Genomic DNA, 26,058 nt, shown 5'->3' on the forward strand with positions numbered 1-26,058 from the left:
GACACGAACTCCTTGGGGGGATCACCATGAAGACCAGCACCCTTTGCCCGCGGTGTGACAACGAGCTCGACGAGGGCCCGATCATGTACCGGTGCGCGCACTGCTGCCGCGCCGTCTACGCCGCGGACCTCGAGAACGAGTACATTCCGCGCCAGCGCGTGGCCGCCTAGTCTGGGCGAATGCCGCATCAGCCGCGTACGATCTCCGGCGTCGAGGTGACGCCTCTCTGCGACGCCGTGGGTCCCATGGGACCGACGATTCGCCGCCCGCTCACCGAGATGTTCCCGGGGGGAGGGCTCGCGGACGGGCCGTGGATCCTGCACTTTCACTGTTATCTGCTGCGTGACCCGGCGGGCCGGGTCACGCTCGTCGACACCGGCATCGGTGGGGCGGACTCACCGGCGTCGAGCTGGGCGCCGGTGCCGGGGACACTGCCCGGTGAGCTGGCCGCCGCCGGAGTGGATCCGGCCGAGATCGGCACCGTGATCCTCACCCACCTGCACAGTGACCACGCCAGTGGCGCGGTCGCCGACGGCCGGCCGCTGTTCGAGAACGCCAGGTACGTTCTGCAGCAGGCCGAGGTCGACGCGGCCCAGGGCGCGATGCTCGACCAGATCCTCACCCCGATCAAGGGGCAACTGCAGGTCGTCGACGGCGATGCCGAGGTCGCGCCGGGCGTACACGTCCATCTGGCGGCGGGGCACACCCCTGGCCACCAGATCGTCCGGCTGGGCGAGCTGGCGATGACCGGCGACCTGGTGTTGCATCCGGCGCAGCTCGCCGATCCGGGCGTCCGTTACCTCTACGACGACGACCCGGTGAAGGCGGCCGCCACGCGTGCCGAGGTGCTCGGCGGGCTGCGGGCCGAGCGCGCGGTGCTCGCCACCGCGCACTTCGGCGACCCGTTCCTGGAGCTCTGAGCCACCTCCACCGCGAGCGTGTGGGGTTGGTCAGGCGGGGACGGGCAGGTCGGCCAGCAGGTCGGCGGGGAGGCTGACGATCGCGGTCAGCCCCCCGTACGGCGAGGCGCCGAGCGCGACCTTGATCCTGTTCCTGGCCGCCAGCCTGGCCACCACGAACAGCCCCAGCCGATCGCTCTGCGCCAGGTCGAACTCCGGCATCTCGGCCAGCCGCGTGTTGAGCTCGTCGAGCTCCTCCCTGGTCAGGCCGAGACCGCGGTCCTCGATCTCGACGTTCACCCCGTGCGGGGTGATCGTCGTCCGCAGGTCCACCCGGGTCTGGGGCGGCGAGAAGAGGGTGGCGTTCTCGATCAGCTCGGCCATCAGGTGGGCGACGTCGGTGACCGCCGCGCCGACCAGTGAGACGGGCGGCGGCTGCAACACCTCGACCCGCGGGTACTCCTCGACCTCGGCCACCGCCGCGCGCAGGACGTCGTGGATCGGCACGGGGTTGCGCCAGCCCCGCCCCGGCGCCTGGTCGGACAGGATGATGAGGCTCTCGGCGTGCCGGCGCATGCGGGTCGTGAGGTGGTCGAGCTTGAACAGGTCTTCGAGCGTCTCGGGCTCCTCGGCGCCGCGTTCCATGCTGTCGAGCTGCAGGAGCTGACGGTGCAGCAGGGTCTGGTTGCGCCTGGCCAGGTTGACGAAGACCTGGCTGACGCCGTGCCGCAGCCTGGCCTGGCTCAGCGCGGTCGCCACGGCCGTGGACTGCACGTTGTTGAACGCCTGCACGATGTCGCGCACCTCGCTGGTCTCCGCCTTCACCTCCAGCGTGGGCAGCTCGTCGGGCGTCGGCGGGCCGACGTCCGTGCGCAGCCGCTTGACCAGCGCCACCAGCCGTACCTCCGCCAGGTCGGTGGCGGCGTCGCGGAGCCCGGCGAGCTCGCGGACCAGGCGGCCGCGGAAGCGGAGTGAGAGCAGGACGGAGGCGAGGACGGCGATCAGGCCGAGGCCGCCCGCCACGCCGATCTTGATCAGCACGTTGACGGCCGTGGGTGTGACGCGCTGGGTGATCCCCCGTACGGCCTGCAGCTGGTCGCGCTCGACGACCGTCCACACGTTGCTCGCGTCGATGGGCCAGGTGGCCGCCGCGGCGGGCAGGCCGTTCTTGGTGGCCTGGCCCGTGATGGCGTCCTCCGCCTCGAGGAACTCGCGGTAGGCGGGCGAGGAGATCAGCTGCTCGTACGGCCCGCGCAGCCCGGGGTCGAGGTGGGACAGCGCCTGGGTGTAGAGGAGCCGCCTGGTGGCGACCATGCCGGTGAACTCCCGGCGCTCAAGGGTGGTCACCTTGCCCCTGCCCAGGAGCACGATGATGAGCGCCCGCTCTCTGGACAGCAGGTCCTTGGCCTCGCCGAGCATGGTGACCGCTCGCGCCTGCCGGTAGAGCGTCATGTCGGGCATGAGGATCATGGCGTCGTACATGCGGAAGGAGGCGTCGGCGATCTGACTGTAGCCGTCGATCACGTCGAGCGGGGCGGGGTTCGAGCCGTCGACCTGGCGCCGGATCTCGGGTAGCTGGTCGAGCCGGTCGTACAGGGCTCTGAGCTGGTTGGCCATCCCGGACGAGACGTTCTGCTCGCCGGCCCGCCTGCGGAAGTCCGCGACGGCCTCGTTGGTCCGGGTGCGTTGCATGGCGAGCTGGTCGGCGCCGCGTTTGGTCACCAGGAACTCGACGGAGGCCAGCCGCTCGCTCTGGAGCTCGACGTTGATCTGCTCGGACGGGTCGGCCAGGTTCGTCACCAGTTCGTTGATCTCCAGCAGGCGCAGGCCGTCGCCGCCGGTCAGGGTGGCCGCGAACGCCCACAGGCCGACCAGCGACGTGAGCGGGACGATCAGCAGGATGAGGAGCTTGATGGCGATGGGACGGCCACGCTTGGGGGGCATGCGACCTCCGGAGGCATGATGAGATCGCCTCGCAGAGTACACCCCCTTTTATCGGGATTTCTGGCGTCGGCCGGCACGAGGGTCCCTGGCACCCTCGTGCCGGCCGCGCTCAGAGGCGCTACCGCCGCCCGCTGTCCTCGGCGCCGCCGGCCACGAGGCGGTCGGCCGACTCGGGCTCGGGCCGGGGCACGGGCTGAGTCTTGTGCTCGCGCTCCAGCTTCCGCTGCAGCTCGCGCTTCTCTTCCTCCAGCCGGGCCACCCGGCTGGAGGTCTCGGCCCGCGCCACGCGCGCCTGACGGCGGCGGGTGGCCGTCCGGCGGGAGCCGGAGCTGATCATCGCGATGCCCAGCAGCAGAACCGCCGCGGTCACGGCGCCGGCGATGAACATGCCGAGGGAATCGAATTCGAACGTATAGCCGAACAGGATGTACCTGGCGGTCTCTTCGGAGGCGACCAGGGCGATGGCGCCACCGGCGAGCAGGACCAGGACCAGACCCAGCAAGATCATTTCAGCTCACTCCCTGTTGTCAGAGCGAGTCCCCACTGCCCACACGCGGACGGAGTATGCCGCGCCATCCCCGTTCTCATAGGGGTTTGCGGCCATCATGGCGTTCATGAGACCCGAGCCCGGCCAGGTGCTGCACTTCTCCGAGGACCCGACGATCGAGCTGTTCGTGCCACACGTGGCGCCGACCTCCGCGATGCGTGAGCCGTACGTATGGGCGGTCGGTTACGACCGCTGTCCCGACTACTGGTTCCCGCGGGCCTGCCCGCGGGCGATGGCCTGGAAAGGGGCCGACACCACCGCGGCCGACGCCGACCGGATCATCGGCGCGGGCTGCGGCGATCGGGTGCACGCCATCGAGTACGGCTGGCTCAAGGCGCTCATGGACGTCAGCCTGTACGCCTACCGGTTGCCCGCCGGCCCCTTCCGCGTCATCGGCGACGACGGCCACGCGGTCGTGGCGGAGGTGGCGGTGCAGCCGCTCGGCCCCGCGGAGCCGGTGCCGGATCTCCTGGACCTGCATGAGGAGGCCGGGATCCAGTTGCGCGTGCTGGACAACCTCTGGCCGTTCTGGAACGAGGTGACGGCCAGCACGATGAAGTTCAGTGGGATCCGGCTGCGGAACGCTCGTCGATGAGCGCGGTCAGTTCGGTGACCGACATCGACCGGGGCGGCAGTTTCTCGCGGGCGAAGCGGTTGGCCTCGCGCTGGAGCACCTCGTTGGCCGGGGTCGAGATCCCGTGCTCGCGGCCGACCAGCACGATCTCGCCGTTGAGGTAGTCGGCCTCGATCGAGCCGGTGGATCTGGCCAGGCTCTGCCAGGAGGATCCGCCGCCGCGTTCGAAGCCGTCGATCGGCCGGGGGTCCACCTTGTTGCCGCGGACCTCCGCCTGCTCGCTCGGCGTGGTGTAGGGGATGCCCGCCGCCTCCAGGGCGGCTGTGCCCTCGGCTCTGACCTGCTCGCTCAGCGGCTCGTGGCCGGGGCCGCGCCCGCAGAGCGCGTCGACCGCGTTGCCCAGGTTGCCGAGCAGCTTGCCGTACTTCCAGCGCATGACGTCGGGCGCGTCGAGCCCGGCCAGCCTGCTCTTGTTGAGATCGGTGACGAGCTGCTGGGAGACGTTATCCACACCCTGTGGATAACGTCCGACATGCAGCATGCCGGAGTACGGGTGGCCGTGGGCGGCCACCGTTCCGGGCTCGACGTGTGTCGCGGGCAACCACACGCACATGCCGTAAACGCGCTCGAACCTCCGCAGGACGGTCCGCTCGTTGTCGACGCCGTTCTGGGCGCACACCACCGGCAGTTGCCGGGGCCACGGGTCGAGCGCGCTGATCGTGTCCTGCGACTTGGTGGCCACGATCAGCACGTCGTCGTCACGCGTCGGGACGGGGCCGTCGGCCACGGGCACGTCCAGGGTCTCGGTGGAGTCGGGGGTGATGAAGCGCAGGCCGCCGTTCTTCAGCGCCTCGTAGTGGGCGCCGCGCGCGACCAGCACGACTTCGTGCCCGCCCTGGTGCAACCGTGCTCCGATGGTGCCGCCGACAGCCCCTGCTCCGATGACTATGTAACGCATGATCCGAGAATGTCACCGTTCACTCGGCGAGCGCCACCTGGGCCTGCGCGGACATCGCCCCGCGGGTGCGCTCGCGGAAGATCGTCTTCAGTACGCGCCAGCCGTCGCGTACGGCGTGCAGGTTGCTCTCACCGTGGATGCGGGAGTGCTCGTGGCTGGGCACCTCCTGGATGCGGAGTCCGGCCTGGGCGGCTCGTACGTTCATCAGCGTCTCGATCTCGAAGCCGTCGCAGTCCAGTGCCAGCGCGTCGAGATGGTGGGCCCAGAACGCGTTGTAGCCGTAGCACAGGTCGGTGTAGCGGGTGCCGTACAGCAGGTTCGTCAGACCCGTCAGGACCTTGTTGCCGAGCGACCGGAGCAGGCTGATGTCGTCGGAGCCGCCGCCGGGGGCGTACCTGGAGCCCTTGGCGAAGTCGGCGCCTTGCACCAGCGCGCTGACGAAGGAGAAGATCTCTCCGCCGTCGGTCGACCCATCGGCGTCGATCATGACGATGATGTCGCCGCGTGCCGCCGTGAAACCCTCGATGAGGGCGTTACCCTTCCCGCGTCCCGTCTGCGCGACGACGCGCAGGTCGGGGCGGAGTTGCCGGGCCACGGCGACAGTGTTGTCAATCGAGTTGCCGTCGACGAGGACTACTTCGTCGATCCAGGTAGGCAGCGTCGCGAAGACGTGGGGGAGATTGCCGGCCTCGTTCATCGCAGGAACGACGACAGTGACGCTCACGGCGAAGGGCTTGTTCATGCCCTGAAGGTGCGCTTTCCCGCATGCAAGCCGCTTGACAGCCCCTTGCAATGCTCTCGGATGTATGTATATGTCCGGACATTCAGCACAGCAAAGGGAGCCGTCCGGTGAGGCGCTCCATACGGCCGGCATGGGCCAGCCCCACCCTTCTGGGCGGGGCTGGCCTCTGTCCAGGGGCACGCTCCTGAGGTTTACGGGGCTGGGCGCCGCGACGTGCGCACTCTTGACCCCGGCCGTCCCCACTCGCAGGGTGCTTACACGCCCACAAGTTTCCTGACCCGGTCGGCGCCCACTGCCAGGAGCAGGGTGGGGAGGCGTGGACCGGTGTCCTGGCCTACCAGGAGGCGGTAGAGGAGGGCGAAGAAGGCTCGTTGGGCCGCCTTCAGCTCGGGTGTCGCCTTGGCGTCAGCCGTCAGCCCGGCCTGGACCTTCGGTACGCCGTACACCAGTGTGGTCAGGCCGTCGAGTGACCAGTTTTCGTCGAGTCCGTCGACCAGCAGGCGGAGTGAGTCGCGTTCGGACTCGTCGAGGGAGGTGAGCAGTTCGGTGTCGGGCGACTCGCGTACGCGGGTGCGCTGGTCGGCGGGGACCTGGGTGTCGATCCAGCGCTGCGCGCGGTCGAGCCGGGGCCGGGCCTCGTCGAGCGAGGTGAGCTCGCCGTCGAGGTCGCGCAGGATGCGCAGCGTCTGGTCGTCGTCGCCTGTGGTGATGTCGGCGATGGAGGCGAGGGTCCGGTAGGGGACCGGCCGCGGCGTGGCGGCCAGCGGCCCCTCGGACGTGCGCACGGCCCGCTCGTAGGCGGCCAGTTCGGCGGGCTGGGCGGTCTCGGTGGCGACCTTGCGGCCGAGGCTGTCCCATTCGTCGTAGAGCCGCTGGATCTCCTGGTCGAAGGCGATCTTGAAGGACTGGGCCGGCTTGCGTCGCGCGTACAGCCAGCGCAGCACCGGCGCCTCCATGATCTCCAGGGCGTCGGCCGGGGTCGGCACGTCGCCCTTGGAGCTGCTCATCTTGGCCATGCCGGTGATGCCGACGAAGGCGTACATCGGGCCGATCGGCCGTTCGCCGCCGAACACCTCGCCCACGATCTGCCCGCCGACGATCCAGGCCGAGCCGGCGGAGTGATGGTCGACGCCCGAGGGCTCGAACACCACGCCCTCGTGCGCCCAGCGCATCGGCCAGTCGACCTTCCACACCAGCTTGCCGCGGTCGTGCTCGGCCAGGCGCACGGTCTCGCCGAACCCGCACTCGCAGGTGTAGGCCAGCTCGGTGCTGTCGTCGTCATAGGCGGTGACCGTGGTGAGATCCCGCTCGCACAGCTCGCAGTAGGGCTTGTAGGGGTAGTAGTCGGCCACCTCCTTGTCGGCTGCGGGCTTGCCGGCCGTCTCCTTGGTGCGGTAGCGGGCCAGGACCGCGTTGATCCGCTCCCGTTCGCGCATGGCGAGCAGGATCTGCTCGCGGTAGGTGCCGGCGGTGTACTGCTCGGTCTGGCTGATGCCGGTGCAGACGACGCCGAGCTCGGCCAGCGCCCCGGTCATCGGCGCCTTGAAGTGCTCGGCCCAGCTCGCGTACGGGCTGCCCGGAGGGGCGGGCACCGAGGTCAGGGGCTTGCCGATGTGCTCGGCCCACGACGGGTCGATGCCCGCGGGCACCCTGCGGAAGCGGTCGTAGTCGTCCCACGACAGCAGGTGGACGCAGTCGTGGCCGCGCCGGCGGATCTCGTCGGCGACGAGATGAGGAGTCATGACCTCCCGCAGATTGCCCAGATGGATCGGCCCGGACGGGCTCAATCCCGAGGCGCAGACGATCGGTTTGCCCGGGGCGCGACGCTCCGCCTCGGAGATCACCTCATCCGCGAACCTGGAGACCCAGTCGGTCTCCGTAGTGTCAGCCATCGCGCCATTCTTGCGGCTAGCCCGCGATCAGGCCAACGGAATGCGCGGCTAGGCCAGGGTCACGGGGCCGAGCGGGGTGTCGAACACCGCCCGCAACGCGATCTCCGGGCCCTCGGCGACGTCCAGCTCGACGCCCAGCGCGGCCAGGTCGCGGCGGAGCGCGGCGGGCTCCGGGTGGACCGCGCTGAAGGCGGACAGCCCCAGCCGGGGCAGCCCCGCGGGACGGGCGGTGCCGCCCCAGTCGATGAGGAACGGCACCGGCTGGACCGGCTCGGGATCGTCTCGCCTGGTGAGCCGCCACTCCAGCAGGGTGCCGTCGGGGGTGCGCCGGGACAGCGGCTCGATGTCGCCGGGGTCGTAGCCCTGCTCGCGGGCCTGCCGTACGGACTTGTCGAGGTCCGCGGAGCGCACGGCCCAGGTGATGAGCCGCGGTTCGGTGATGGTCTCCAGGTCGAAGAAGGAGCGCCGGGGTCCGGGGTCCGCCTCCGGATCGGGGCCGACGATCTCCAGGTAGGAGGTCTCGCCGAAGCCGACCAGGTAGTTGGCGGTGCCGCCGGGGTGGCGGCCCCCGACCGCCGGGGCGACCCCGGTGCGCTCGGCGAAGTCGGCGACGCCGCCCAGAAGGTCGGGTACGGCGTAGACGAGATGGTCGAGGCGGGGATCGGTCACTGGACTGCCTCCGGCCGGCGGTGGGCTCTCGGATCGGTCACTACTATGCCTTCCGGTCGTCGGTGGGCTCTCCTAGCGACAGCATGAGCCGGTTCGCCCAGTTGAAGAAGGCCGCCGCGTGAATCGTGTCGCTGATCGCCAGATCGTCCAGCCCGGCGGCGCGCAGCGCCTCGATGTGCTCGGCGCCGAACTCGACCGGCGTGGCCGCCAGCGCCACCGAGGCGTCGATGATCGCCCGCCACCGCCCGTCCTGCGGTGCCGCCACACCCTCGTCGAGCAGCCGTCGCACGTCGTCGGGCCGCTTGGAGTAGTGCGCCGCGAACCGCGCGTGCACGGAGGCGCAGAAGACGCACCCGTTGCGGCGCGAGGTGGCGGTCGCGGCCAGCTCGCGCTCCGGGCGCGGCAGGCCGCTCTTGGCGTTGTAGAAGATGTCGTTGTCGGTCTTGGTCCGCGCGTGCAGGATCTCCGGGTCGTGGGCGAGCAGCCGGAAGTACGGGGAGGCGGCGCGGGACGCGTCGACCAGGGCCTCCCGGTGCGCGTCGGTCAGCTCGGGTTCGGTCAGCGGGGTCAGCCACGGTGTCCAGCCCAGTTGGTCCGTGGTGAAGCCGGTCATGAGGAGGTTCCCTTCTGGGTGGCGCCGAGCAGCCGCAGGCCCGCGACCACCCGTATCTGGAAGCTGAGGAAGGCGACGAGCTGTGAGAGCGTCACGATGCCCGGGTCGCCCCAGCCCGCGTCCGCGAGTGCCCGCAGGTCCTTGGGGCCGGCCTCGCGCGGGCGGAAGACGAGCAGGTGCGCGTGCTCGAACGCGGCGGCCAGCCGGGTCCCGAGCGCCTCGGGATCCCGCGTCCGGTAGCGCAGGCCCTCGTCGCTCTCGGCGGCGAGCGGCCCGTCGGCGGGGTAGTCGCCGTAGGGGCCGGTCGTGCTCGCGGCCTCGATCTCCAGCCGGACCGCGCCGAGCAGCTCGGGCGCCAGCTCGGCGAGCCGGTCGGCGTAGAAGCGGGCGGTCCGCGGATCCTGGTGCAGGCCGGTCACGAAGGCCGCCACCGCGTCCCGCTCGACCAGCGTGACCTCGCCGGGCACGTCAGGGGTGAGCAGCGCGTCGAAGCCGCGCTGGGCGTGCTCGCGGGCGTCCGGCCGCTGCTCACGCAGGTGATCGAGCGGCGAGTCCGGCTCGATCCCGGCCAGGTGGTCGATCACGTCGATCATGTGGTGCTCATTTCGGTGGAGGGAGCCGGTGCCCAGCCGAGCGCGGGGGCGACCTCGGTGGCCAGCAGCTCGATGGAGCGGAGGATCAGCGGGTGCGGCGGGTCGACCGAGTGCACCTGAAGGACCAGGTCGGTGACCCGGTCGAGCGTGGGATCGGCCTTGAGGCTGTCGATGACGTCCTGCGGGGTGCCCACGTGCACGTCGAAGGCGGTGATGTGGTCGCGGGAGGTCTCGAAGGGGAGCCGGGCGCGGCTCAGCCCGCGTTCGGCGTAACGCAGCGCCTCGGCCCGGCTGTCGGCCACGAACGCGGTCCGCGACGCCACGATTCGGGGCGTGGCGTCCGAGGGCAGGTTCGCGTAGTAGGCGTCCACGATGGGCCGCTGGATCTCCGCCAGCGTCGCCTCGGGATGCTCCTCGGGGCGTGGCTGGGTGCGCGACAGCATCAGCCCGTTGCCCGCCCGGCCCGCCCTGGCGCCGCCGCTCACCGAGAACGTGGCCTCCCAGACGGCGTCGAGCAGTCGCGGCGCCGCCGGGTAGAGCCGGTTGCCGCCGCCGAGATCACGCCCCGACCAGGCGTCGACGAGCACCGCGAGATGCTCGGCGTAGATGGCCGCGCGCCGCGCGCTCTCCTTCCCGAACGCGGCGAACGACGACGGCGTGCCGCCGCTGCCGACGCCCACTTCGAGCCGGCCGCCGCTCAGCAGGTCGAGGACGGCGGTGTCCTCGGCCACCCGCACCGGGTGTTCGAGCGGCAGCGTGATGATGCCGGTGCCGAGCCTGATCCGGCTGGTGCGCGCCGCGACGTGGGCCAGGAAGACCAGCGGCGCGGGCAGCCCGCCCTCGGCGCCGTCGAAGTGGTGCTGCGCCACCCACGCCGTGTCGAACCCGAAGGACTCCGCGTGCCCGATCTGCTCGGCGGCCAGCCGGTAGCGCTCGCCCGCGGGCACCTCGTCGAGCAGCCGGCTGAAGAATCCCAGCCTCATCGCACCGGCTCCGGGATCGCGTCCAGGAGTTCGCGGGTGTAGTCGTGCCGCGGGTCGGTGAAGACCCGTTGGGTGGTTCCGAATTCCACTATGCGTCCCTTGTTCATGACGGAAACGGTGTGCGAGATCTGGCGCACCACCGCGAGGTCGTGCGAGATGAACAGATAGGTCAGGCCGAGGTCGCGCTGGAGCTCTTCGAGCAGGTCCAGGATCTGCGCCTGGACGGTCACGTCGAGCGCGGAGACCGCCTCGTCGAGCACCACCACCGCCGGGTCGACGGCCAGCGCGCGGGCGATGGCCACGCGCTGCCGCTGGCCGCCGGACAGCTCTCGTGGCCGGCGTTCGAGCAGGCTCTCGGGGAGCGCCACACGTTCCATCAGATCACGCACCCTGGTACGGCGGGCGGCGCGGTCCCCGAGCCGGAAATTACGCAGCGGCTCCTCCACGATCGCGGCGACGGACTGCCGGGGGTCAAGCGAGCCGTAGGGATTCTGGTAGACGAGCTGCACGTGCCGCCGGAAGTCGCGCCCCGTCCCCGCACCGGCGATCGTCACGGTGCCGGAGGTGGGCTCGGCGAAGCGGACGACCATGCGGGCCGTGGTCGTCTTGCCCGATCCGGACTCGCCCACGAGGGCGTGCGTGGTGCCGGGCCGTACGTCGAAGGACACCCCGTTGACGGCGCGGAACGGGCGTCGCCCGACGCGGAACTCCTTGACCAGGTCGCGGACCACGATCGCGGGCTCTTCCGCGACGGTCTCCGCCACCGCCCGGAACTCGCGCACCGACAGGGCGGGCGCGTCGCGCAGCAACTGTCCGGTGTAGGCGGCCTGCGGAGTCGACAGCACCTGGGCCGACGGGCCCTGCTCCTCGATCCGGCCGTCCTTCATGACGACCAGGCGGTCGGAGCGGTTCGCGGCGATGCCCAGGTCGTGGGTGACCAGGAGCACCGCCGTGCCGAACTCGGCGCGCAGGTCGTCGATGAGGTCCAGGATGCGCCGCTGCACGGTGACGTCCAGGGCGCTCGTCGGCTCGTCGGCGATGATGAGCCGAGGTTCCAGGGCGATCGCGATGGCGATGAGGACCCGCTGGCGCATCCCGCCGGACAGCTCGTGCGGATATTGGCGGGCGCGCGTCTCCGGGTCCGGCAGGCCGACGCGGGTGAGCAGGTCCACGACGCGGCGGGAGATCGTCCGGCGGTCGCCGCGTTTGTGGATGCGCAGGACCTCGCCGATCTGGGCGCCGACGGTCTTGACCGGGTTGAGGGAGTTGGACGGGTCCTGCGGGATCAGGCCGATCTGGGCGCCTCTGATCGATTCCATCCGGCGGTCGGACCAGGTGGCCAGGTCGGTGCCGCCGAGCAGGATCTGGCCGCCGTCGAGGGTGGCGTTCGGGGGCAGCAGGCCGATGACGGCGTGGGCGGTGGTGGTCTTGCCGGAGCCGGACTCGCCGACGACCGCGACCATCTGGCCGGGCTCGACCGTGAGGGAGATCCCCTCGACCGCCCGCCTGGCGTCGTAGGAGACCGCGAGGTCGCGTACCTCCAGCAGGCTCATGTCCTGTCCCTTCCGATCGACCGGCTGATCCGGCTCGCGGCCAGCACCACGGCCACGACCACCACGCCGGGCAGCGTGGTCAGCCACCAGGAGGTCGCCAGGTAGTTGCGGCCCTCCGAGATGAGCAGTCCCCACTCGGGCGTCGGCGGCTCGGCGCCGTAGCCGAGGAAGCCGAGCGTCGAGATGGCCAGGATCGCCACCCCGAACTGCAGAGCGGCGAGCGCGATGACCGGACCGAGCGAGTTGGGCAGGACGTGCCGCCAGAGCACGGCCGGGAACCGGCCGCCACTGCCGAACGCGGCCTCCACGTAGTCGGACCGCCGCACCCGTACGACCTCCGAACGCGACAGCCGGGCGAACGCGGCGACGGACCCGATGCCCACCGCGATCGCCACGTGGACCGTGCCGGGACCGAGCAGGATGATCACCGTCAGCGCCAGGAGCAGGCCGGGCACGGACAGCAGCACGTCGGCCACCCGCATGACGGCGTCGTCGAGCAGCCCACCGGCCGACCCGGCCAGCAGACCGAGCACCGTGCCCGCGAGCAGGCCCACGGCGACGGCGACGAACGCCCCCGACAGGGAGTGGACGGAGCCGTGCACCACGCGGGCGAACAGGTCGCGGCCCACGGCGTCGGTGCCGAACAGGTGCTCGGGGCTCGGCGGGCGCAGCTTCTCGGCCGGCACCCCGGACAGCGGGTCGTAACCGGTGAACAGGCCGGGCACCACGGCCCAGAGCACGACGACGGCGACCGTCAACCAGGCAAGGATCTTCACGCCGCCGCCTTCAGCCGGGGGTCGAGCACCGGGAACAGCAGGTCCACGGCCAGGTTCACGAGGACGAACACGGTGCTCGCGAGCACCACGACGGCCAGCATCACCGGCGTGTCCTGCGCGTTGACCGCCTGCTCGGTCAGCCGCCCGACGCCGTTGCGGCCGAAGACCGTCTCGGTGACGACCGACCCGGCGATGAGCTCGCCGAACGTCATCCCGGCGACGGTCAGCGCGGGCAGCACCGCGTTGCGTGCCACGTGCCGCCACAGGATCCACCGGCGCGAGGCGCCCTTGGCGGCCACGACGGGCACGAACGGCTGCGTGTAGACCTGGTCGATGCCGCGCGCCAGCACCTGCGCGATCGGCGCCGAGATCGGTACGGCCAGCGTCAGCACCGGCAGGACGAGCTGCTGCGCCGGGCTGCCGCCGATCACCGGCACCAGCCCGAGCCGGAACGAGAACACCTGGATCAGCAGGATCCCCAGCCAGAAGGCGGGCACCGAGATGAACAGCGACGGCACCGCCAGCAGCGCCCCGCGCACCCAGGACGTCCGGCTGTAGCCGGTGGCGAAGGCGATCACCACGGCGATCAGCACGGCCAGCGCGAAGCCCGCCGTGGCCAGCTTGGCCGTCTCCGGCAGCGCCTCGGCCAGCCGCTCGACCACCGGCGTGCCGGTGTCGATCGAGTAGCCGAAGCCGCCGCGCAGGAAGCCGAGCAGCGTGTGGAGGTAGCCGACGAGCGGTGGGTCGCCGCCGCCGTAGTACGCGCGGATCTCGGAGATCTGCTGCGGTGACAGTCCGAGCTCCGGGTTCTGGAACTTGATCAGGATCGAGTCGCCGGGCAGCAGCCAGAGGAGCACGTAGCCGGCCGTGAAGGCGGCCCACAGCACCAGCACCGCCTGCCCGACGCGCCGCAGGACGTATCGGGTCACCGCTTCGACAGCCAGACCGAGTAGAACGAGGGCCTGGCCACCGCCTCGAAGGCGACACCCTGCACATAGGGGGCCGCGCCGTAGACCTGCGGCTCCTCGAACAGCGGGATCGCGTAGCCCTGGTCCACCACGTAGCGCTGGATCTCGCCGACCTTGGCGTCACGCGCGGTCTTGTCCGCCAGGGCCGACTCCTCCTCCAGGAGCCGGTCGAGCTTGGCGTCCTTGGACAGGATGACGTCGCGGTTCTTGCTGTGGAAGTGGCTCTTGATCACGTCCTCGTCGGCGCGGCCGACCATCGAGTGGGCGATGGCGGTCTTCTCCGCGTCCTTGATGTCGACGGCCTGGGTGCCGGCGTCGGCGGGACGGATCTCCAGCTTCACGCCGATCTTGGTCCACTGCTGGGCGACGAGTTCGAGGGTCTGCTTGGACAGCGGCTGCGGGCCCGAGACGAAGACGCCGAGCTGGAGCTGCTTGCCGTCCTTGGCGCGGATGCCGTCGGCGCCGCGTACCCAGCCGGCCTTGTCGAGCAGCGCGTTGGCCTTGGCGGGGTCGTAGGTGAGCTCCTTGGACAGGTCGACGTACCCCTGGGCGAGGTGGCTGAGGACCGAGGTGGCGACCGGGTAGCTCGGGGTGAACAGGGTGTCGACCACCTCCTTGGCGTTCGTCCCGGCCTGGAGCGCCTTGCGGACGTCGAGGTCGCTGAGGATGCTGTTGCCGGGCCGCAGGTAGAGGCCGTTGTTCACACCTCTGGTCGGCTCCGCATAAATCTTGAAATTCGCGTCTTTGACGGTTTTCTCGTCATAAGCCTGGACGTAGCGCACGTAGTCCGCCTGGCCGGAGGTGAGCGCGCCCACCCGCACGTTGTCCTCGGGTGTCACGATGATCTTGATCTGGTCGAGGTACGCGCGGCCCTGGTGCTTCGACGACGCCGGCGCCCAGTTGTAGTCCTTGCGGGCGGCCAGGTCGATCTCCTTGTCCACGACCTGGCTCGCCACGGTGAACGGGCCGGACCCGATGACGTTCTTGAGCTGGCACTGCTGCTCGTACGGCAGCGAGATCGTCTTTTTCGACACCAGCCCGGCGCCGATGACCGAGGTGCCCTGGAGGAAGCCGGGTGACGGCTTGCTGAAGTGGAAGCGCACCGTCAGGGGATCGATGACCTCGCTGCGGTCGTAGTTGTTGACGAACTCGGCGGGGGGCAGTTTGAGCTCGGTGTTCCCCTTGCCGTACACGTCGAAGTCGGCCGCCACGGCCGACGCGTCGAGCGGGGTGCCGTCGCTGAACTTCACGCCGTCGCGCAGGTGGAAGGTGTACTCGGTGGCGTCCTTGTTCACCTCCCACTTGGTGGCGATCCACGGCTCGATCTTCAGCGTCTTGGGATCCTGCCAGGTCAGCTTGTCGGTGAGCTGGTTCAGCACGCCGCCGTTCGGATAGAACCCGGCGCCGGGCAGGTAGAGGCAGGTCGGCGGTTGATGCTCCAGGTAGGTCAGCGTGCCCCCGTAGACGGGTGCCCCTCCGGCCTGCGCCTGGACGGCGGGACCGCCGCCGCAGGCTGTGAGGAGCCCTGAGACGGCGAGCAAGGTGAGGGCGGCGGCGGAACGCATGGGACATCCTTCATGGTGGTCGAGGGAAACCCACCATATCCTACCTAGATTATAGGTAAATAGACCCCTACCGCATCGGCGGCGGCTTGACCGACCCCCGGACCACGATGTGCGTGCCGAGCACCACGTGCTGCGGCTCGTGCCGGTTGAGCGCCAGCCGTACGGCGGTGCGGCCCAGCTCCTCGGTGGGGATGTGCACCGTCGTGAGACCGGGCGCCAGATCGGCGGCGAACGGGATGTCGTCGTAGCCCGCCACCGACACGTCGTCGGGAATGCGCAGCCCCACCTCACGCAGCGCGGCGAACACCCCCACGGCCACCATGTCGGTCGCCGCGAAGACCGCCGTGAAGTCGGCCCCCCTGGCCAGCAGGCGCTTGGTCCCCTCGTAGCCCGCCGCGCGGTCGAAGGAGGCCGGGACGACGAGGTCGGGGTCGTACGGCACGCCGTACGCCTGGTGCGCGCGGGTGAACCCCCGGTCCCTGCCGACCTTGGTGGTGCTGGCGTCCTCCGAGCTGACCGCGCCGAGGTAGACGATGCGCCGGTGGCCCTGCGACAGCAGATGGCTGGTCATGGCGTAGGCGCCGCCCTCGTTGTCGTACTCGACGACGGTGGTGGGCACGTCGTCGCCCAGCGACGGCCGCCCGCACAGGACCAGCCGGGAGCCCGCCTTGTCCAGCGCGTGCGCGAAGTGCGTCATGCGCTCGCGGTAGGTGTCGTCGAGCGAGCCGCCGCCGACCAGGATGACCGCGTCGGCCCGCTGCTCGCGCATGGCCTCCACGACGGCCAGCTCGCGCGAGGGGTCGCCGTGCGTGGTGCAGACCATGCACAGCCGCCCCTCGGCGGTGGCCTGCTGCTCCACGCCCTTGGCGACGTAGGCGAAGGAGGGCCCGGTGACGTCGTCGAGCACGAACGCCACCATCTTCGTGCTCGCCCCGGACAGCGCCCTGGCGTGCACGTTGAGCACGTAGTCGAGCTCGCGCATCGCGCGCATCACCCGTACGCGGGTGGACTGGGCGACCGGGTAGTCACCGGCGATCACCCGGGAGACGGTGGACGCCGACACGCCCGCCCGGGCGGCGACGTCGCGGATGGTGGCGCGCTCGCCGTCCTCGGGAGTCACTCTTCGCGACAAGGCTGGCCTTCCATGGTCTTCAGGCGGAGCAGTGTGGCCGAGCGTGGCGTCTCGCGGAACGCTCGCAGTCTACGGCGATCACCGTCCGGTCCTCCTTGAATAGAAACCGTTGTCTACGGTAAAAGCACTTCCCCTTAAGTTCAACAGTGCAGGTCATATGCCTTCTATGTAACGTATGCACCACGCGTCCGTATGTTCACAGCGACCGGTTTCTATGGGAGGCCCCGTGATCCGCAATCCCGTCCTGCCCGGCTTCCATCCCGACCCGTCGATCCTGCGCGTCGGCGACGACTACTACCTGGCCACCTCGACCTTCGAGTGGTATCCCGGTGTGCGCGTCCACCACTCGCGCGACCTGGTCCACTGGCGGCCCATCGGCGGCCTGCTCACCGAGCGGCGGCTGCTCGACCTGTCCGGGGTGCCCGACTCCGGCGGTGTCTGGGCGCCCGACCTGAGCTATCACGACGGGCTGTTCCACCTGGTGTACGGGGTGATGGACAACTACGCCCACGGCTACAAGGACATCGCGAACTTCCTCGTCACCGCGCCCTCGATCGACGGCCCCTGGTCGGACCCGGTCAGGCTGCCGGGGCGCGGCTTCGACGCCGCGCTCTTCCACGACGACGACGGCGGTTCCTGGCTGCTGAACATGGTCTTCGACTCCCGCCCGGGCCACGGCTTCGCCGGCATCGAGCTCCAGCCACTGGCCGGCGGGGAACCGCGGACGATCCTGGCGAACCGCCGATTGACCGAGGGGCCGCACCTGTACCGGATCGATGGCTGGTACTACCTGATGGTGGCCGAGGGCGGCACCGGCTACGAGCACGGCATCACGGTCCTCAGGTCGCGCGAGCTCGCCGGGCCGTACGAGGAGGATCCGGCCGGCCCGATGCTGACGGCCCGCCACGACCCCACGCTGGAGTTGCAGAAGGCCGGGCACGGGTGCCTGGTCGAGACGCAGGGCGGCGAGTGGTACGTCGCGCACCTGGCGGCCCGGCCCTACACCCGGCGCGGGCCCTGCGTGCTGGGCAGGGAGACCGCGATCCAGCGTGTGGAGTGGACGGACGGCTGGCCCAGGGTGGCGGGCGGCGTGCCCGCCGTCGAGGTGCCCGCCCCCGACCTGCCGCCGCACCCGCACTCGCACCCGCACTCCCGCCCGCACGAGCCGTTCGCCGCCGACTGGAGCACGCTGCGGCGGCCCGCCTCGCCCGACTGGCTGCGCGTGGAAGGGGACCGGCTGACGATCGAGGGCGGCCAGTCACCGTACGGCCTGCGCACCCCGAGCCTGGTCGCCCGGCGGGTCACCAGCCGGACGTCCTCGCTGGAGACGGTCGTCCGCTTCGAGCCCGGCAGCGTCCACCAGTCCGCCGGGATCACCGCCTACTACAACTCCCGCAACTGGCACTATCTCGCCCTGACCACCGACGGCCTCGTGCTCACCAGCAGCGACAGGGGCGAGCGGACCGTGTGCGCCACCGTCGAGGCCGTCTCCGGGGTGGGGCTGCGGGCCGAGTTCGACGGGCCCGTCCTGCGCTTCTCGTACGACGTGGGCCACGGCTGGCAGGCCATCCCGGCGGAGCTGGACGCCACGATCCTGTCCGACGAGCACGCCGACGAGTTCGTGGACGGTCAGGTACACGCGTTCGGCTTCACCGGCGCCTTCGTCGGCCTGTGGGTGCAGGACCTGGCGGGCGAGGGCTGCCGGGCGGAATTCGACCGGACGATCTATCGCCCCGCCGGCCCGACAGCTCAGGACCGGCAGCCGGGGGTGACGCTGGGCAGTGTGAAATGACCGCTATTCGCCGGTCACGCCGTCGATGCGCTCGCGCAGCAGGTCGGCGTGGCCGTTGTGGCGGGCGTACTCCTCGATCATGTGGACGAGGATCCACCGGTGGGAGCAGTCCTGCCCGTGGCGCTGCTGCTTGCCCACGGCGTCGAGCGGCACCCCGGCCGACACCTCGCGGGCGTGCTCGATCTCGGCCTGCCAGGTCTTGAACGCCTCGTCGGCCGAGGCGGTGTCGACGTCCTCGAAGTCGGCGTCCTGGTTGGTGTCCTTGCCCCACAGCTTCGGGCCGTCCTCGCCGTTCAGCACTCCCCGGAACCACGCCCGCTCCACGTGGGCCATGTGGCGGACCAGGCCGAGCAGCGACATGCCCGATGGCGACGCGGAGCGCAGGCGCAACTGCTCCTCCGACAGACCGGCGCACTTGACGGCCAGGGTCCCACGATGCCATTCGAGCCAGTTGTCGAGCATGGCGCGTTCGTCGCCGATGAAGGGGGGCGGGATGCGATTGTCACTCATGGTGGGCAAACGTAGCTGACCGCCCGGGTTACCGTCGAAGTAGGCCATCCAGGCTGCCGCGCGCCACGAACAACGAACAAATAGGTGAAAGCAGGAGTCGAACGGGTCAGAGGTGGAAACGACGGGGGGTCGTGCCGATGAGGCGGTTGATGGCTGCGATGGCGGTGGTCACGTTGACATCGACATCATGCGGGGGGACCGGACAGGAGACCAAGGTTTGGCAGGCGTCCGTCCGGTCGGATGATCCGGTCGAGACGGTCGCGCCGACGTGGATCAACGGGTTGCGGGTGGTCCGCGACAGCGGCAAGGAGCAATCGTGCGTCTGGTCGACCACGTACCCGCAGGTGCCGGGTGCGCAGCCGCTGACGGACGAGCTGCGCCGCCTCATCGAGGAGCGGCGGGCCGGGTTCCTGGAGTGGGCGCGCGAGCGCGGGTGCGGCGAGTCGGAGGTGAAGGCGCCCGAGCTGAACATCGGGTTCGGCTTCCTGGCCGCCTCGGGCGACGTGATCGGGGTCCGGTTCACCGTCTACGAGCTCGGTGGCGCGGGCGACGGAAAGTCGACGACGACCCGCTGGTACGACGGAGCCAAGGGGCAGGTGGTGCCCGCGCTGTCGCTCGTCAACCCGCCGTCCATGAGCAGGTTCGAGGCGCTGACCGGGAAGGTGCTGGCGGGCATCGACGGGCAGGCGCGGCTCACGGACGTCCGGGGGCTCGACGACCTGGCCTTCACCAGGAGCGGCGACCTGGTCGTGACCTTCGACGAAGGTGAGGTGGCGGCGGGGGCCGTCGGCCAGGTGCACGCCGTGTTGCCGCGCGCCGAGGTGGAGCCGCTGCTGTCGGACTTCGGCCGGCGGGCGCAGGCCCAGGTCATGCAGCCGGATGGGCGGCTGGCGCTGCCCGGCTACACGGCGGACGGCTCGGTCGACTGCCGCCGGGTCAAGTGCGTGGCGCTCACCTTCGACGACGGCCCGAGTCCGTACACGGACAGGCTGCTGAAGTACCTGGCCGCCTACAAGGCGCACGCCACCTTCTTCGTCGTCGGGCAGAACGTGGTCATGCACCCCGGCGTGGTGCGCAGAGCCGTGCAGGCCGGGCACGAGGTCGGCAACCACAGCTGGTCGCACCGCGACCTGACCCGGCTGTCCCCGGCCGGGGTGCGAGCGGACCTGGCCAAGACCGACCGGGCGATCCTCAAGGCCGCCGGGGTGACGCCCACGCTGGTCCGCCCGCCGTACGGGTCGTTCAACCGCATAGTGCGCAGGCAGTCGCCGCACCCGCTGGTGTTGTGGGACGTGGACACGCTCGACTGGCTCTACCGCAACAGCGCGCATGTGTTCCGTGCCGCGGTCCGCCCGGCACGGCCCGGATCGATCATTCTCTTCCATGACATCCGGCCGACCACCGTGCAGGCGATCCCCCAGGTGTTGAAGCGGCTGTCCAAGCGCGGCTTCCACTTCGTGACGGTCAGCCAGTTGTACGGCGGCAAGGTCCCCGCCCGCGCTTTCCGTGGCCCGCACCCTTGAGATTTAGAGGTGGACGTACTCGTAGTCGAGCGGCCGCCCGTTGATGCCGTTGCGCGGCGGGGCCAGCCAGGCGGCGATCTTGCCGGGTTCGTAGACCGGCCGCATCAGACCGTGGACGTACGCCTTGTCGGCGGGGGTGGGCAGCCAGCGGTCCCGGTCGAGCTCCCAGGTCGCCTGGTCGATGAGGCGGCCGTCCGGGGTGACGTGATGACCGGCGAACGCGCCGACCTGGCGGTTGAACCCCACATGCGGCAGGTACAGGGTGGCGACGCCGTCCAGGATGCGGTTCCACCGGGTCAGGCCGGTGGCGCAGTCGGCGATGTACTCCCCGCGCAGGTCGGCGTTGAGCGCGGTCAGCGCGGGCAGGAGCACGCCGGACAGGCGGCCGTCAACGACCTGCTGGACGGTGGTGGCCGCCTCGGTGAGCAGATGGTCGTCCTTGCGGCGTTCCTCCTGCCAGCGGCCCTTGAGCCCGGCGGTGTAGTAGTTGGCCACGTTCGTGGAGGTCTCGCCGCCGAACAGGTCCAGGCTGACGCTGTAGTGGAAGTTGATGTACTTCTGGATGACATCAAGCGGGATGCCGCCATATTTCTGGATGTCGTCGCTGTCGTGCTCGCGCATCAGCGTCGCGGTGCGCTCCACCACCCGGTCCACGCCGGTGGTGCCGACGAACATGTGGTGGGCCTCCTCCTTCAGCATGAACTCACACGTACGGCTGAGCGGATCGAACGCGCTCTCCTTCAGCGTGCCCAACTGGTACTTGCCGTCGCGGTCGGTGAAGTAGGTGAACATGAAGAACGACAGCCAGTCCGGGGTCTCCTCGTTGAAGGCGCCCAGGATGCGCGGGGAGTCCTCGCTGCCGGAGTTGCGCAGCAGCAGGGCGTCGGCCTCGTCGCGACCGCTGCGGCCGAAGTAGGCGTGCAGCAGGTAGACCATGGCCCACAGGTGCCGGCCTTCCTCGACGTTCACCTGGAACAGGTTGCGCAGGTCGTACAGGCTGGGCGCGGTCAGCCCGAGCCGGCGCTGCTGCTCCACGCTGGCCGGCTCCGTGTCGCCCTGCACCACGATCAGCCGCTGCAGCTCGGCGCGGAACTCGCCGGGCACCTGCTGCCAGACCGGCTGTCCCCGGTGCTGCCCGAAGGCGATGCGCCGGTCGGGGTCGCGCTCGGCCAGGAAGATGCCCCACCGGTAGTCCGGCAGCGCCACGTGGTCGAAGTGCGCCCAGCCCTCCCGGCCCACCGCCACCGCCGTGCGCAGGTAGACGTCCTGGGTCGGCAGCGCGGGCCCCATCTCGCCCCACCACCGCAGGAACCCGGGCTGCCACGACTCCAGTGCCCGCTGCAGCCGCCGGTCTTCGGCCAGGTTGACGTTGTTCGGGATGCGCTCGCCGTAGTCGATGGACATCTCACACTCGCTTCCGGTCGAAGACGGGCCGCTGCCCGGTGCCGTAACGGCGCAGCGCGCCCTCGGGGCCCGCGGCGTTGGGCCGGTTGAACACCCAGTTCTGCCAGGCGGTGAGCCGGGCGAAGATCTTGGTCTCCAGCGTCTCGGGACCGGCGAAGCGGAGGTTGGCCTCCATCGCGGTCAACGCGTCCGGGCTCAGGGACGCCCGCTCCTCCAGCGCGATGCGCACCTCGTCCGCCCAGTCGATGTCGTCGAGCGCGAACGTGACCAGGCCCGCCTCGGCCGCCTCGGTGGCGTCGATCTCGCGGCCGGTCTCCTGCCGCAGCTTGGCGAGGTGCTCGGGGTCGCCGGGGAAGCGGGAGGCCAGCCGGGACAGCCCGTTGCCCATGGGGAACGCGCCGAAGTTCGCCTCGGTGAGGGTGATCGCCGTGCCGTCCTCGTCGAACATGTACTGGCGGTCGCAGGCCAGCGCCAGCTCCAGCAGCGGCCCGGCGAAGCAACTGCCCGGCTCGATCAGCGCGATCAGGCTGCGGCTGGTCACGTCCAGGCGCTTGAGCGTGCGCTTGAGGTAGTGGCGGATCTCGGCGGCGGGCCAGCCGTCGCCGCGGAGCAGCGGCTCATGGGCGAGCACCTGCTCGGCGTCCCCCCGCGTCTTGATCACCCAGGTGCCGAGCTCGAGTTCGTTGGTGCGCAGCCGCAGGATCAGGTCGTCCAGCTCCCGGGTGACCGCCAGCGGCCAGGACCCGGTCTCCTGCCGCGGGCCGTACACCGTGATGGTGGCCAGCCCGTTCGCCCGGTCGAGGTCCGCGGTGACGTTCGGGTAGCGGATCGCGTCCTCGCTCACCTCGCGCTCCAGGGGGGTCAGCGCGATTCCCTTGGCGTCGCGCGGGCGGGTGGAGCGGGCGGCGGCCTCGGTGGCGCGCAGCCGCACCGTCTCCTCGAACCTGCTGCGCGGCACCGCCTCGTCGACCAGGCCCCACTCCACCGCGCGCGGGCCGCGCACGCCCTCGCTGCGCGTGGCGAACACGTCCGCCAAGTCCTTGCGTACGCCGCGCTTGTCGACCAGCCTGGTCAGGCCCCCGGTGCCGGGCAGTACGGCGAGCAGCGGCACCTCCGGCAGCGACACGGCCGTGGAGCCGTCGTCGAGCAGGATGATCCGGTCGCAGGCCAGCGCCAGCTCGAAGCCGCCGCCGGCCGCCGTGCCGTTGATCGCCGCCAGGTAGATCTGGCCGGAGTTCGCGGTCGCGTCCTCGATGCCGTTGCGGGTCTCGTTGGTGAACTTGCAGAAGTTCACCTTCCAGGAGTGCGCTGACTGGGCGAGCATCCTGATGTTGGCGCCCGCGCAGAACACCTTCTCCAGGCCGCCGGTGACGATCACGGCGCGGACCTCGGGGTGCTCGAAGCGCAGGCGCTGGACCACGTCGTACAGCTCGATGTCCACGCCCAGGTCGTAGGAGTTCAGCTTGAGCTCGTACCCGGGGACCAGGCCGCCGTTCTCAGCCACCTGGAGGACGATGCGGGCGATCTCGCCGTCGTATTCGACGCGGAGGTGGCGGTAGCGGTCGGGGTGGGTGTCGAAGGAGACCTCGGGTGCTGACACGTCCCCTATTTTCGACAGGAATATTTCGCTACGTCAAGCATCTGTAGCATTTAATAGGCTGTTCTGGAAAGCGCTTACCTCATGTCGGAGGCCCGATGCCCGAGCACCGCATTTACGACACCGAGCCCGGTCTGACCTGGGAGGACGCGTTCCTGTCCGGTAACGGCGAGTACGGGATCATGGTCTACGGCGAGCCGCACGCCCAGCGCGTGGTGTTCGACCACCACCGTTTCGTCCTGCCCAACGGCACCCGCGACCTGCGCCCGCCCGCGATCGCCGACCGGCTGGGGGAGATCCGCGAGCTGATCCTGTCCGGGCGGGCCGCCGAGGCCCAGCGGGTGGCGGCCGACGGGCGGGAGCTGGTCTGGACGCAGGCGTTCCATCCGGGGTACGAGCTGGTCGTCGAAGGCCGTTCCGGCGGCCCCTACCAGCGCTCCACCGACTTCACGACCGGGGAGATCGTGGTCGAGTCGGGCGAGCGCGCACACCACGCGTTCGTCTCCCGCGCCGACTCCGTCGTGGTTCAGCGGCTGACCGGTGAGCTGCGGCTCCAGCTCACCGGCGACCTGCCGGGCAAGCCCGACGATGTCGTCTATCAGACCTCCGCCTTCGAGAAGGGCGGGCGGGTCTTCCTGAGCGTTCGCGGCGCCTATCCGGCCGGGCTCGGGGCCGCCGGGTTCGAGGGGCTGACGCTCGTCCTGGCCGACGACGTCTCCGTGACGGGGGACGTGGTGGTCACGCGTGGCGAGACACTGCTGCTGACGAAGCTGGACCGGTACGAGGAGCCTGGCTGGGGCACCGACCGGCTGGAAGTCGCGCTCACCGATCTGGCCGGTCGCGTGTCCGGCGAGTCGGGGTCGATCGGCGAGCGTGGAGCGGCCGGTTCCCTGTACGGCGAGTTGCTGGCGCGGCATGTCGCCGTCCATCGGCCCATCTACGAGCGGGTGACCCTGGACCTGGGCGTGGCCGGAGACCCGCCGGTCGGCGAGCTGATCGCCGAGCCCGGCCCGGCGCTGGTCGAGCGGCTGTTCCACTCGGGCCGCTACCTGCTGCTCAGCTCCTCGGGCGTGCTCCCGCCCCGGCTCACCGGTCTGTGGCTGGGCGCGTGGGGGGCGGCCTGGTCGGGCGACTTCACCACCGACGCGAACCTCAACCTGCAGGTGGCCGGGGTGAACATCGGCGCGATGCCCGAGCTCATGACGGGATACGCCGCCCTGATCCGCGACCAGATCGACCACTGGCGGGTCAACGCCCGCGAGATCTACGGCCTCGACGGCATCCTCGCGCCGAGCCGTACCGACGGGGAGAGCGGCTACCTGTTCCACCTCGACGAGGACTGGCCCTGGACGATGTGGCTGGCCGGGGCCGACTGGCTGCTGTACCCGCTGCACGAGCACCACCAGGTCACCGGTGACCTGCCCGAGGAGCTGCCCGGCTGGCTGGCGGAGGCGGCCGCGTTCTGGGAGGGCTTCCTGACCGGGTCCGGCTTCGTGGTCGTGCCGTCGTTCTCGCCCGAGGTGGGTCCCGAGGGAGCTTCGTACGCGAGCGTCAACGCGACCATGGACCTCGCGGCGGCCCGGCACGCCCTGAGCCTCGCCGGATCCCCGCTGGCGGAGCGGGTGCCGCCGTACCGGATCGATGATCGGGGCGCGCTCACGGAGTGGGCGTGGGACGTGGCCCCGCACGAGGACCACCGGCATGTCAGCCACCTGTACCCGGTGTGGCCGCTGCACGAGATCAACCCCGACGACGAGCCGGAGCTGGCCGCCGCCGCGCACCGCGCCTTGGAACTACGCGGCGACGAGAACCTGTCGGCCCACGGCAGCCTGCACCGGGCACTGGTGGCGGCCCGGCTGAAGGACGCGGAGCTGGTCAGGATCAACCTGATGAAGATCCTGGGCGCGGACATGCTGTTCCGATCGCTCATGACTGCGCACAACCCCGGCCGGGAGATCTACAACGCCGACGCCGCGCACACCTTGCACGGGCTGTTCATCGAGCTGCTGGTGGACTCCCGGCCGGGGGTGGTGGAGCTGCTGCCCGCCGTACCGGATCTGCTGCAGAAGGGGATGATTCGCGGCGTCGCCTGCCGGGGGCGGGTCGTCGTCGAGGAGCTGACCTGGGGTTCGGGGGGTGTCAGGGCGGTGCTGCGGTCGCCGGTGGACCAGCGGATCACCTTGATCCACCGCGCTTCCGCATACCGGGAGGAGGTCGAGCTGCTCGCGGGCGAACCCCACCACGTGGCCCTTTAGCGACGGTGACGAGCGCGGGGTCCGCGCTCGTCACCATGGGGCTGTCTCAGTCCCGCCGGCGATCAGCGCTCGACGGAGCAGCCGATCCACTTGGCGATGTGCTTGTCCTTCTTCGTGAAGCGCTGGGCGTCGGCCTTCTCCGTGAACTTGCGCTTGTGCACGACGCCCTTCTCGTCACGGAACCTGACCTGCCAGCGGTCGCCGTCCTTGCGCTTGACCAGGCACGTCATTTTCCCTGTCGAGCCGCACGCCTCGGGGCCGTCGATCTCCTCCGAGATGCGGATTCCCGCTTCGCCCCGGTACACCTTTTCGCCCTTGACCACCTTGAACCTCCCGACGTGCTCGACCTCAGGCTCGGCGCATTCGAGGATGGGTGTGAGCTGGTCGCTGGTGATGAGCTGCGGCTGGGACGGGTCGTCCGCCGCGAACGCCGGAGTGGACAGGGCGGCGGTGGTGCCGAAGGCCGCCATGGCGAGGATGGCGGCGCCAAGTGCGCGTCTCATGTGAGTCTCTTCTCTGAATGTCTGAGGATGACGACCGGCCGGTCACCATGAAGATTGCCGGGGCGG

General features: G+C 70.4%; 24 protein-coding genes. 6 read left to right on the top strand and 18 right to left on the bottom strand.

What is annotated here, in order from left to right; translation table 11 throughout:
• The first annotated feature begins 26 nt into the window (after positions 1 to 26).
• Together AB0F17_RS44140 and AB0F17_RS44145 are read left to right on the top strand one after the other, a co-directional pair.
• A complete protein-coding gene (locus AB0F17_RS44140) occupies positions 27 to 170 on the top strand; it encodes a hypothetical protein (RefSeq protein ID WP_358036016.1) in 144 nt (47 codons plus the stop codon).
• Between the two features lie 9 nt (positions 171 to 179).
• Positions 180 to 920, top strand: coding sequence for an MBL fold metallo-hydrolase (locus tag AB0F17_RS44145; RefSeq protein WP_358036018.1), 741 nt, complete (start codon positions 180 to 182; stop codon positions 918 to 920).
• 30 nt (positions 921 to 950) lie between these two features.
• Here the strand turns inward: AB0F17_RS44145 and AB0F17_RS44150 are convergent, their stop codons facing one another.
• Both AB0F17_RS44150 and AB0F17_RS44155 read right to left on the bottom strand, forming a co-directional pair.
• Complete coding sequence (locus tag AB0F17_RS44150; protein WP_358036020.1) at positions 951 to 2,843, bottom strand: nitrate- and nitrite sensing domain-containing protein; 1,893 nt, start codon at positions 2,841 to 2,843, stop codon at positions 951 to 953.
• 118 nt (positions 2,844 to 2,961) lie between these two features.
• Positions 2,962 to 3,351, bottom strand: coding sequence for a hypothetical protein (locus AB0F17_RS44155; RefSeq protein ID WP_358036022.1), 390 nt, complete (start codon positions 3,349 to 3,351; stop codon positions 2,962 to 2,964).
• A gap of 106 nt (positions 3,352 to 3,457) precedes the next feature.
• On the opposite strand from AB0F17_RS44155, the gene AB0F17_RS44160 reads away from it, so the two are divergent.
• The gene (locus AB0F17_RS44160; RefSeq protein ID WP_358036024.1) at positions 3,458 to 3,985 is read left to right on the top strand and encodes a DUF6886 family protein; all 528 of its coding nucleotides are present in this window, start codon (positions 3,458 to 3,460) and stop codon (positions 3,983 to 3,985) included.
• Here the strand turns inward: AB0F17_RS44160 and AB0F17_RS44165 are convergent.
• From AB0F17_RS44165 to AB0F17_RS44220, 12 genes are all read right to left on the bottom strand, one after another.
• The gene (locus AB0F17_RS44165) at positions 3,951 to 4,922 is read right to left on the bottom strand and encodes a 2-dehydropantoate 2-reductase N-terminal domain-containing protein (protein WP_358036026.1); all 972 of its coding nucleotides are present in this window, start codon (positions 4,920 to 4,922) and stop codon (positions 3,951 to 3,953) included. The two genes, AB0F17_RS44160 and AB0F17_RS44165, sit on opposite strands and share 35 nt — an antisense overlap.
• A gap of 19 nt (positions 4,923 to 4,941) precedes the next feature.
• Positions 4,942 to 5,664, bottom strand: a complete 723-nt coding sequence (locus AB0F17_RS44170) for a glycosyltransferase family 2 protein (RefSeq protein WP_358036028.1) — start codon at positions 5,662 to 5,664, stop codon at positions 4,942 to 4,944.
• A 254-nt stretch (positions 5,665 to 5,918) separates the two neighbouring features.
• Positions 5,919 to 7,556 carry a lysine--tRNA ligase gene (lysS, locus tag AB0F17_RS44175; protein WP_358036030.1) on the bottom strand — a complete coding sequence of 546 codons (1,638 nt, stop codon included), beginning with the start codon at positions 7,554 to 7,556 and terminating at the stop codon, positions 5,919 to 5,921.
• A 48-nt stretch (positions 7,557 to 7,604) separates the two neighbouring features.
• Complete coding sequence (locus AB0F17_RS44180) at positions 7,605 to 8,225, bottom strand: VOC family protein (protein WP_358036032.1); 621 nt, start codon at positions 8,223 to 8,225, stop codon at positions 7,605 to 7,607.
• A 43-nt stretch (positions 8,226 to 8,268) separates the two neighbouring features.
• Positions 8,269 to 8,838: an alkylhydroperoxidase domain protein gene (locus AB0F17_RS44185; protein WP_358036034.1), complete on the bottom strand. Its 570-nt coding sequence runs from the start codon at positions 8,836 to 8,838 to the stop codon at positions 8,269 to 8,271.
• A complete protein-coding gene (locus AB0F17_RS44190; protein ID WP_358036036.1) occupies positions 8,835 to 9,431 on the bottom strand; it encodes a CMD domain protein in 597 nt (198 codons plus the stop codon). The genes AB0F17_RS44185 and AB0F17_RS44190 overlap by 4 nt, the downstream gene beginning before the upstream one ends.
• Positions 9,428 to 10,414, bottom strand: coding sequence for a putative FMN-dependent luciferase-like monooxygenase (locus AB0F17_RS44195; RefSeq protein WP_358036038.1), 987 nt, complete (start codon positions 10,412 to 10,414; stop codon positions 9,428 to 9,430). The genes AB0F17_RS44190 and AB0F17_RS44195 overlap by 4 nt, the downstream gene beginning before the upstream one ends.
• Positions 10,411 to 11,967 carry an ABC transporter ATP-binding protein gene (locus AB0F17_RS44200; RefSeq protein ID WP_358036040.1) on the bottom strand — a complete coding sequence of 519 codons (1,557 nt, stop codon included), beginning with the start codon at positions 11,965 to 11,967 and terminating at the stop codon, positions 10,411 to 10,413. The genes AB0F17_RS44195 and AB0F17_RS44200 overlap by 4 nt, the downstream gene beginning before the upstream one ends.
• Positions 11,964 to 12,743 (bottom strand): ABC transporter permease, encoded by a 780-nt coding sequence (locus AB0F17_RS44205; protein ID WP_358036042.1) that lies wholly within the window; start codon positions 12,741 to 12,743, stop codon positions 11,964 to 11,966. Before AB0F17_RS44205 ends, AB0F17_RS44200 begins: the two co-directional genes overlap by 4 nt.
• Complete coding sequence (locus AB0F17_RS44210; RefSeq protein WP_358036044.1) at positions 12,740 to 13,672, bottom strand: ABC transporter permease; 933 nt, start codon at positions 13,670 to 13,672, stop codon at positions 12,740 to 12,742. The genes AB0F17_RS44205 and AB0F17_RS44210 overlap by 4 nt, the downstream gene beginning before the upstream one ends.
• Positions 13,669 to 15,276, bottom strand: a complete 1,608-nt coding sequence (locus AB0F17_RS44215; RefSeq protein WP_358036046.1) for a TIGR04028 family ABC transporter substrate-binding protein — start codon at positions 15,274 to 15,276, stop codon at positions 13,669 to 13,671. The genes AB0F17_RS44210 and AB0F17_RS44215 overlap by 4 nt, the downstream gene beginning before the upstream one ends.
• A 67-nt stretch (positions 15,277 to 15,343) precedes the next feature.
• Entirely contained in the window at positions 15,344 to 16,408 is a 1,065-nt protein-coding gene (locus tag AB0F17_RS44220) for a LacI family DNA-binding transcriptional regulator (RefSeq protein ID WP_358036048.1), read from the bottom strand.
• Between the two features lie 226 nt (positions 16,409 to 16,634).
• Here AB0F17_RS44220 and AB0F17_RS44225 point away from each other — a divergent pair, with 226 nt between their 5' ends.
• Positions 16,635 to 18,200, top strand: a complete 1,566-nt coding sequence (locus AB0F17_RS44225) for a glycoside hydrolase family 43 protein (RefSeq protein ID WP_358036050.1) — start codon at positions 16,635 to 16,637, stop codon at positions 18,198 to 18,200.
• Between the two features lie 3 nt (positions 18,201 to 18,203).
• Here the strand turns inward: AB0F17_RS44225 and AB0F17_RS44230 are convergent, their stop codons facing one another.
• Positions 18,204 to 18,710, bottom strand: a complete 507-nt coding sequence (locus AB0F17_RS44230; RefSeq protein ID WP_358036052.1) for a DinB family protein — start codon at positions 18,708 to 18,710, stop codon at positions 18,204 to 18,206.
• Between the two features lie 173 nt (positions 18,711 to 18,883).
• On the opposite strand from AB0F17_RS44230, the gene AB0F17_RS44235 reads away from it, so the two are divergent.
• Positions 18,884 to 20,233, top strand: coding sequence for a polysaccharide deacetylase family protein (locus AB0F17_RS44235; RefSeq protein WP_358036054.1), 1,350 nt, complete (start codon positions 18,884 to 18,886; stop codon positions 20,231 to 20,233).
• 3 nt (positions 20,234 to 20,236) lie between these two features.
• Here the strand turns inward: AB0F17_RS44235 and boxB are convergent, their stop codons facing one another.
• Positions 20,237 to 21,637, bottom strand: coding sequence for a benzoyl-CoA 2,3-epoxidase subunit BoxB (gene boxB / locus AB0F17_RS44240; RefSeq protein ID WP_358036056.1), 1,401 nt, complete (start codon positions 21,635 to 21,637; stop codon positions 20,237 to 20,239).
• A 1-nt stretch (position 21,638) separates the two neighbouring features.
• Positions 21,639 to 23,237, bottom strand: a complete 1,599-nt coding sequence (boxC, locus tag AB0F17_RS44245) for a 2,3-epoxybenzoyl-CoA dihydrolase (protein WP_358036058.1) — start codon at positions 23,235 to 23,237, stop codon at positions 21,639 to 21,641.
• Positions 23,238 to 23,332: 95 nt separating this feature from the next.
• Here boxC and AB0F17_RS44250 point away from each other — a divergent pair, with 95 nt between their 5' ends.
• Positions 23,333 to 25,489 carry a glycoside hydrolase N-terminal domain-containing protein gene (locus AB0F17_RS44250; protein ID WP_358036060.1) on the top strand — a complete coding sequence of 719 codons (2,157 nt, stop codon included), beginning with the start codon at positions 23,333 to 23,335 and terminating at the stop codon, positions 25,487 to 25,489.
• A gap of 62 nt (positions 25,490 to 25,551) precedes the next feature.
• Here AB0F17_RS44250 and AB0F17_RS44255 read toward each other — a convergent pair whose 3' ends face one another.
• Positions 25,552 to 25,992: a hypothetical protein gene (locus tag AB0F17_RS44255; protein ID WP_358036062.1), complete on the bottom strand. Its 441-nt coding sequence runs from the start codon at positions 25,990 to 25,992 to the stop codon at positions 25,552 to 25,554.
• Positions 25,993 to 26,058 lie beyond the last annotated feature (66 nt).

The organism is Nonomuraea sp. NPDC026600 (genome assembly GCF_040638335.1).
Classification (GTDB): domain Bacteria; phylum Actinomycetota; class Actinomycetes; order Streptosporangiales; family Streptosporangiaceae; genus Nonomuraea.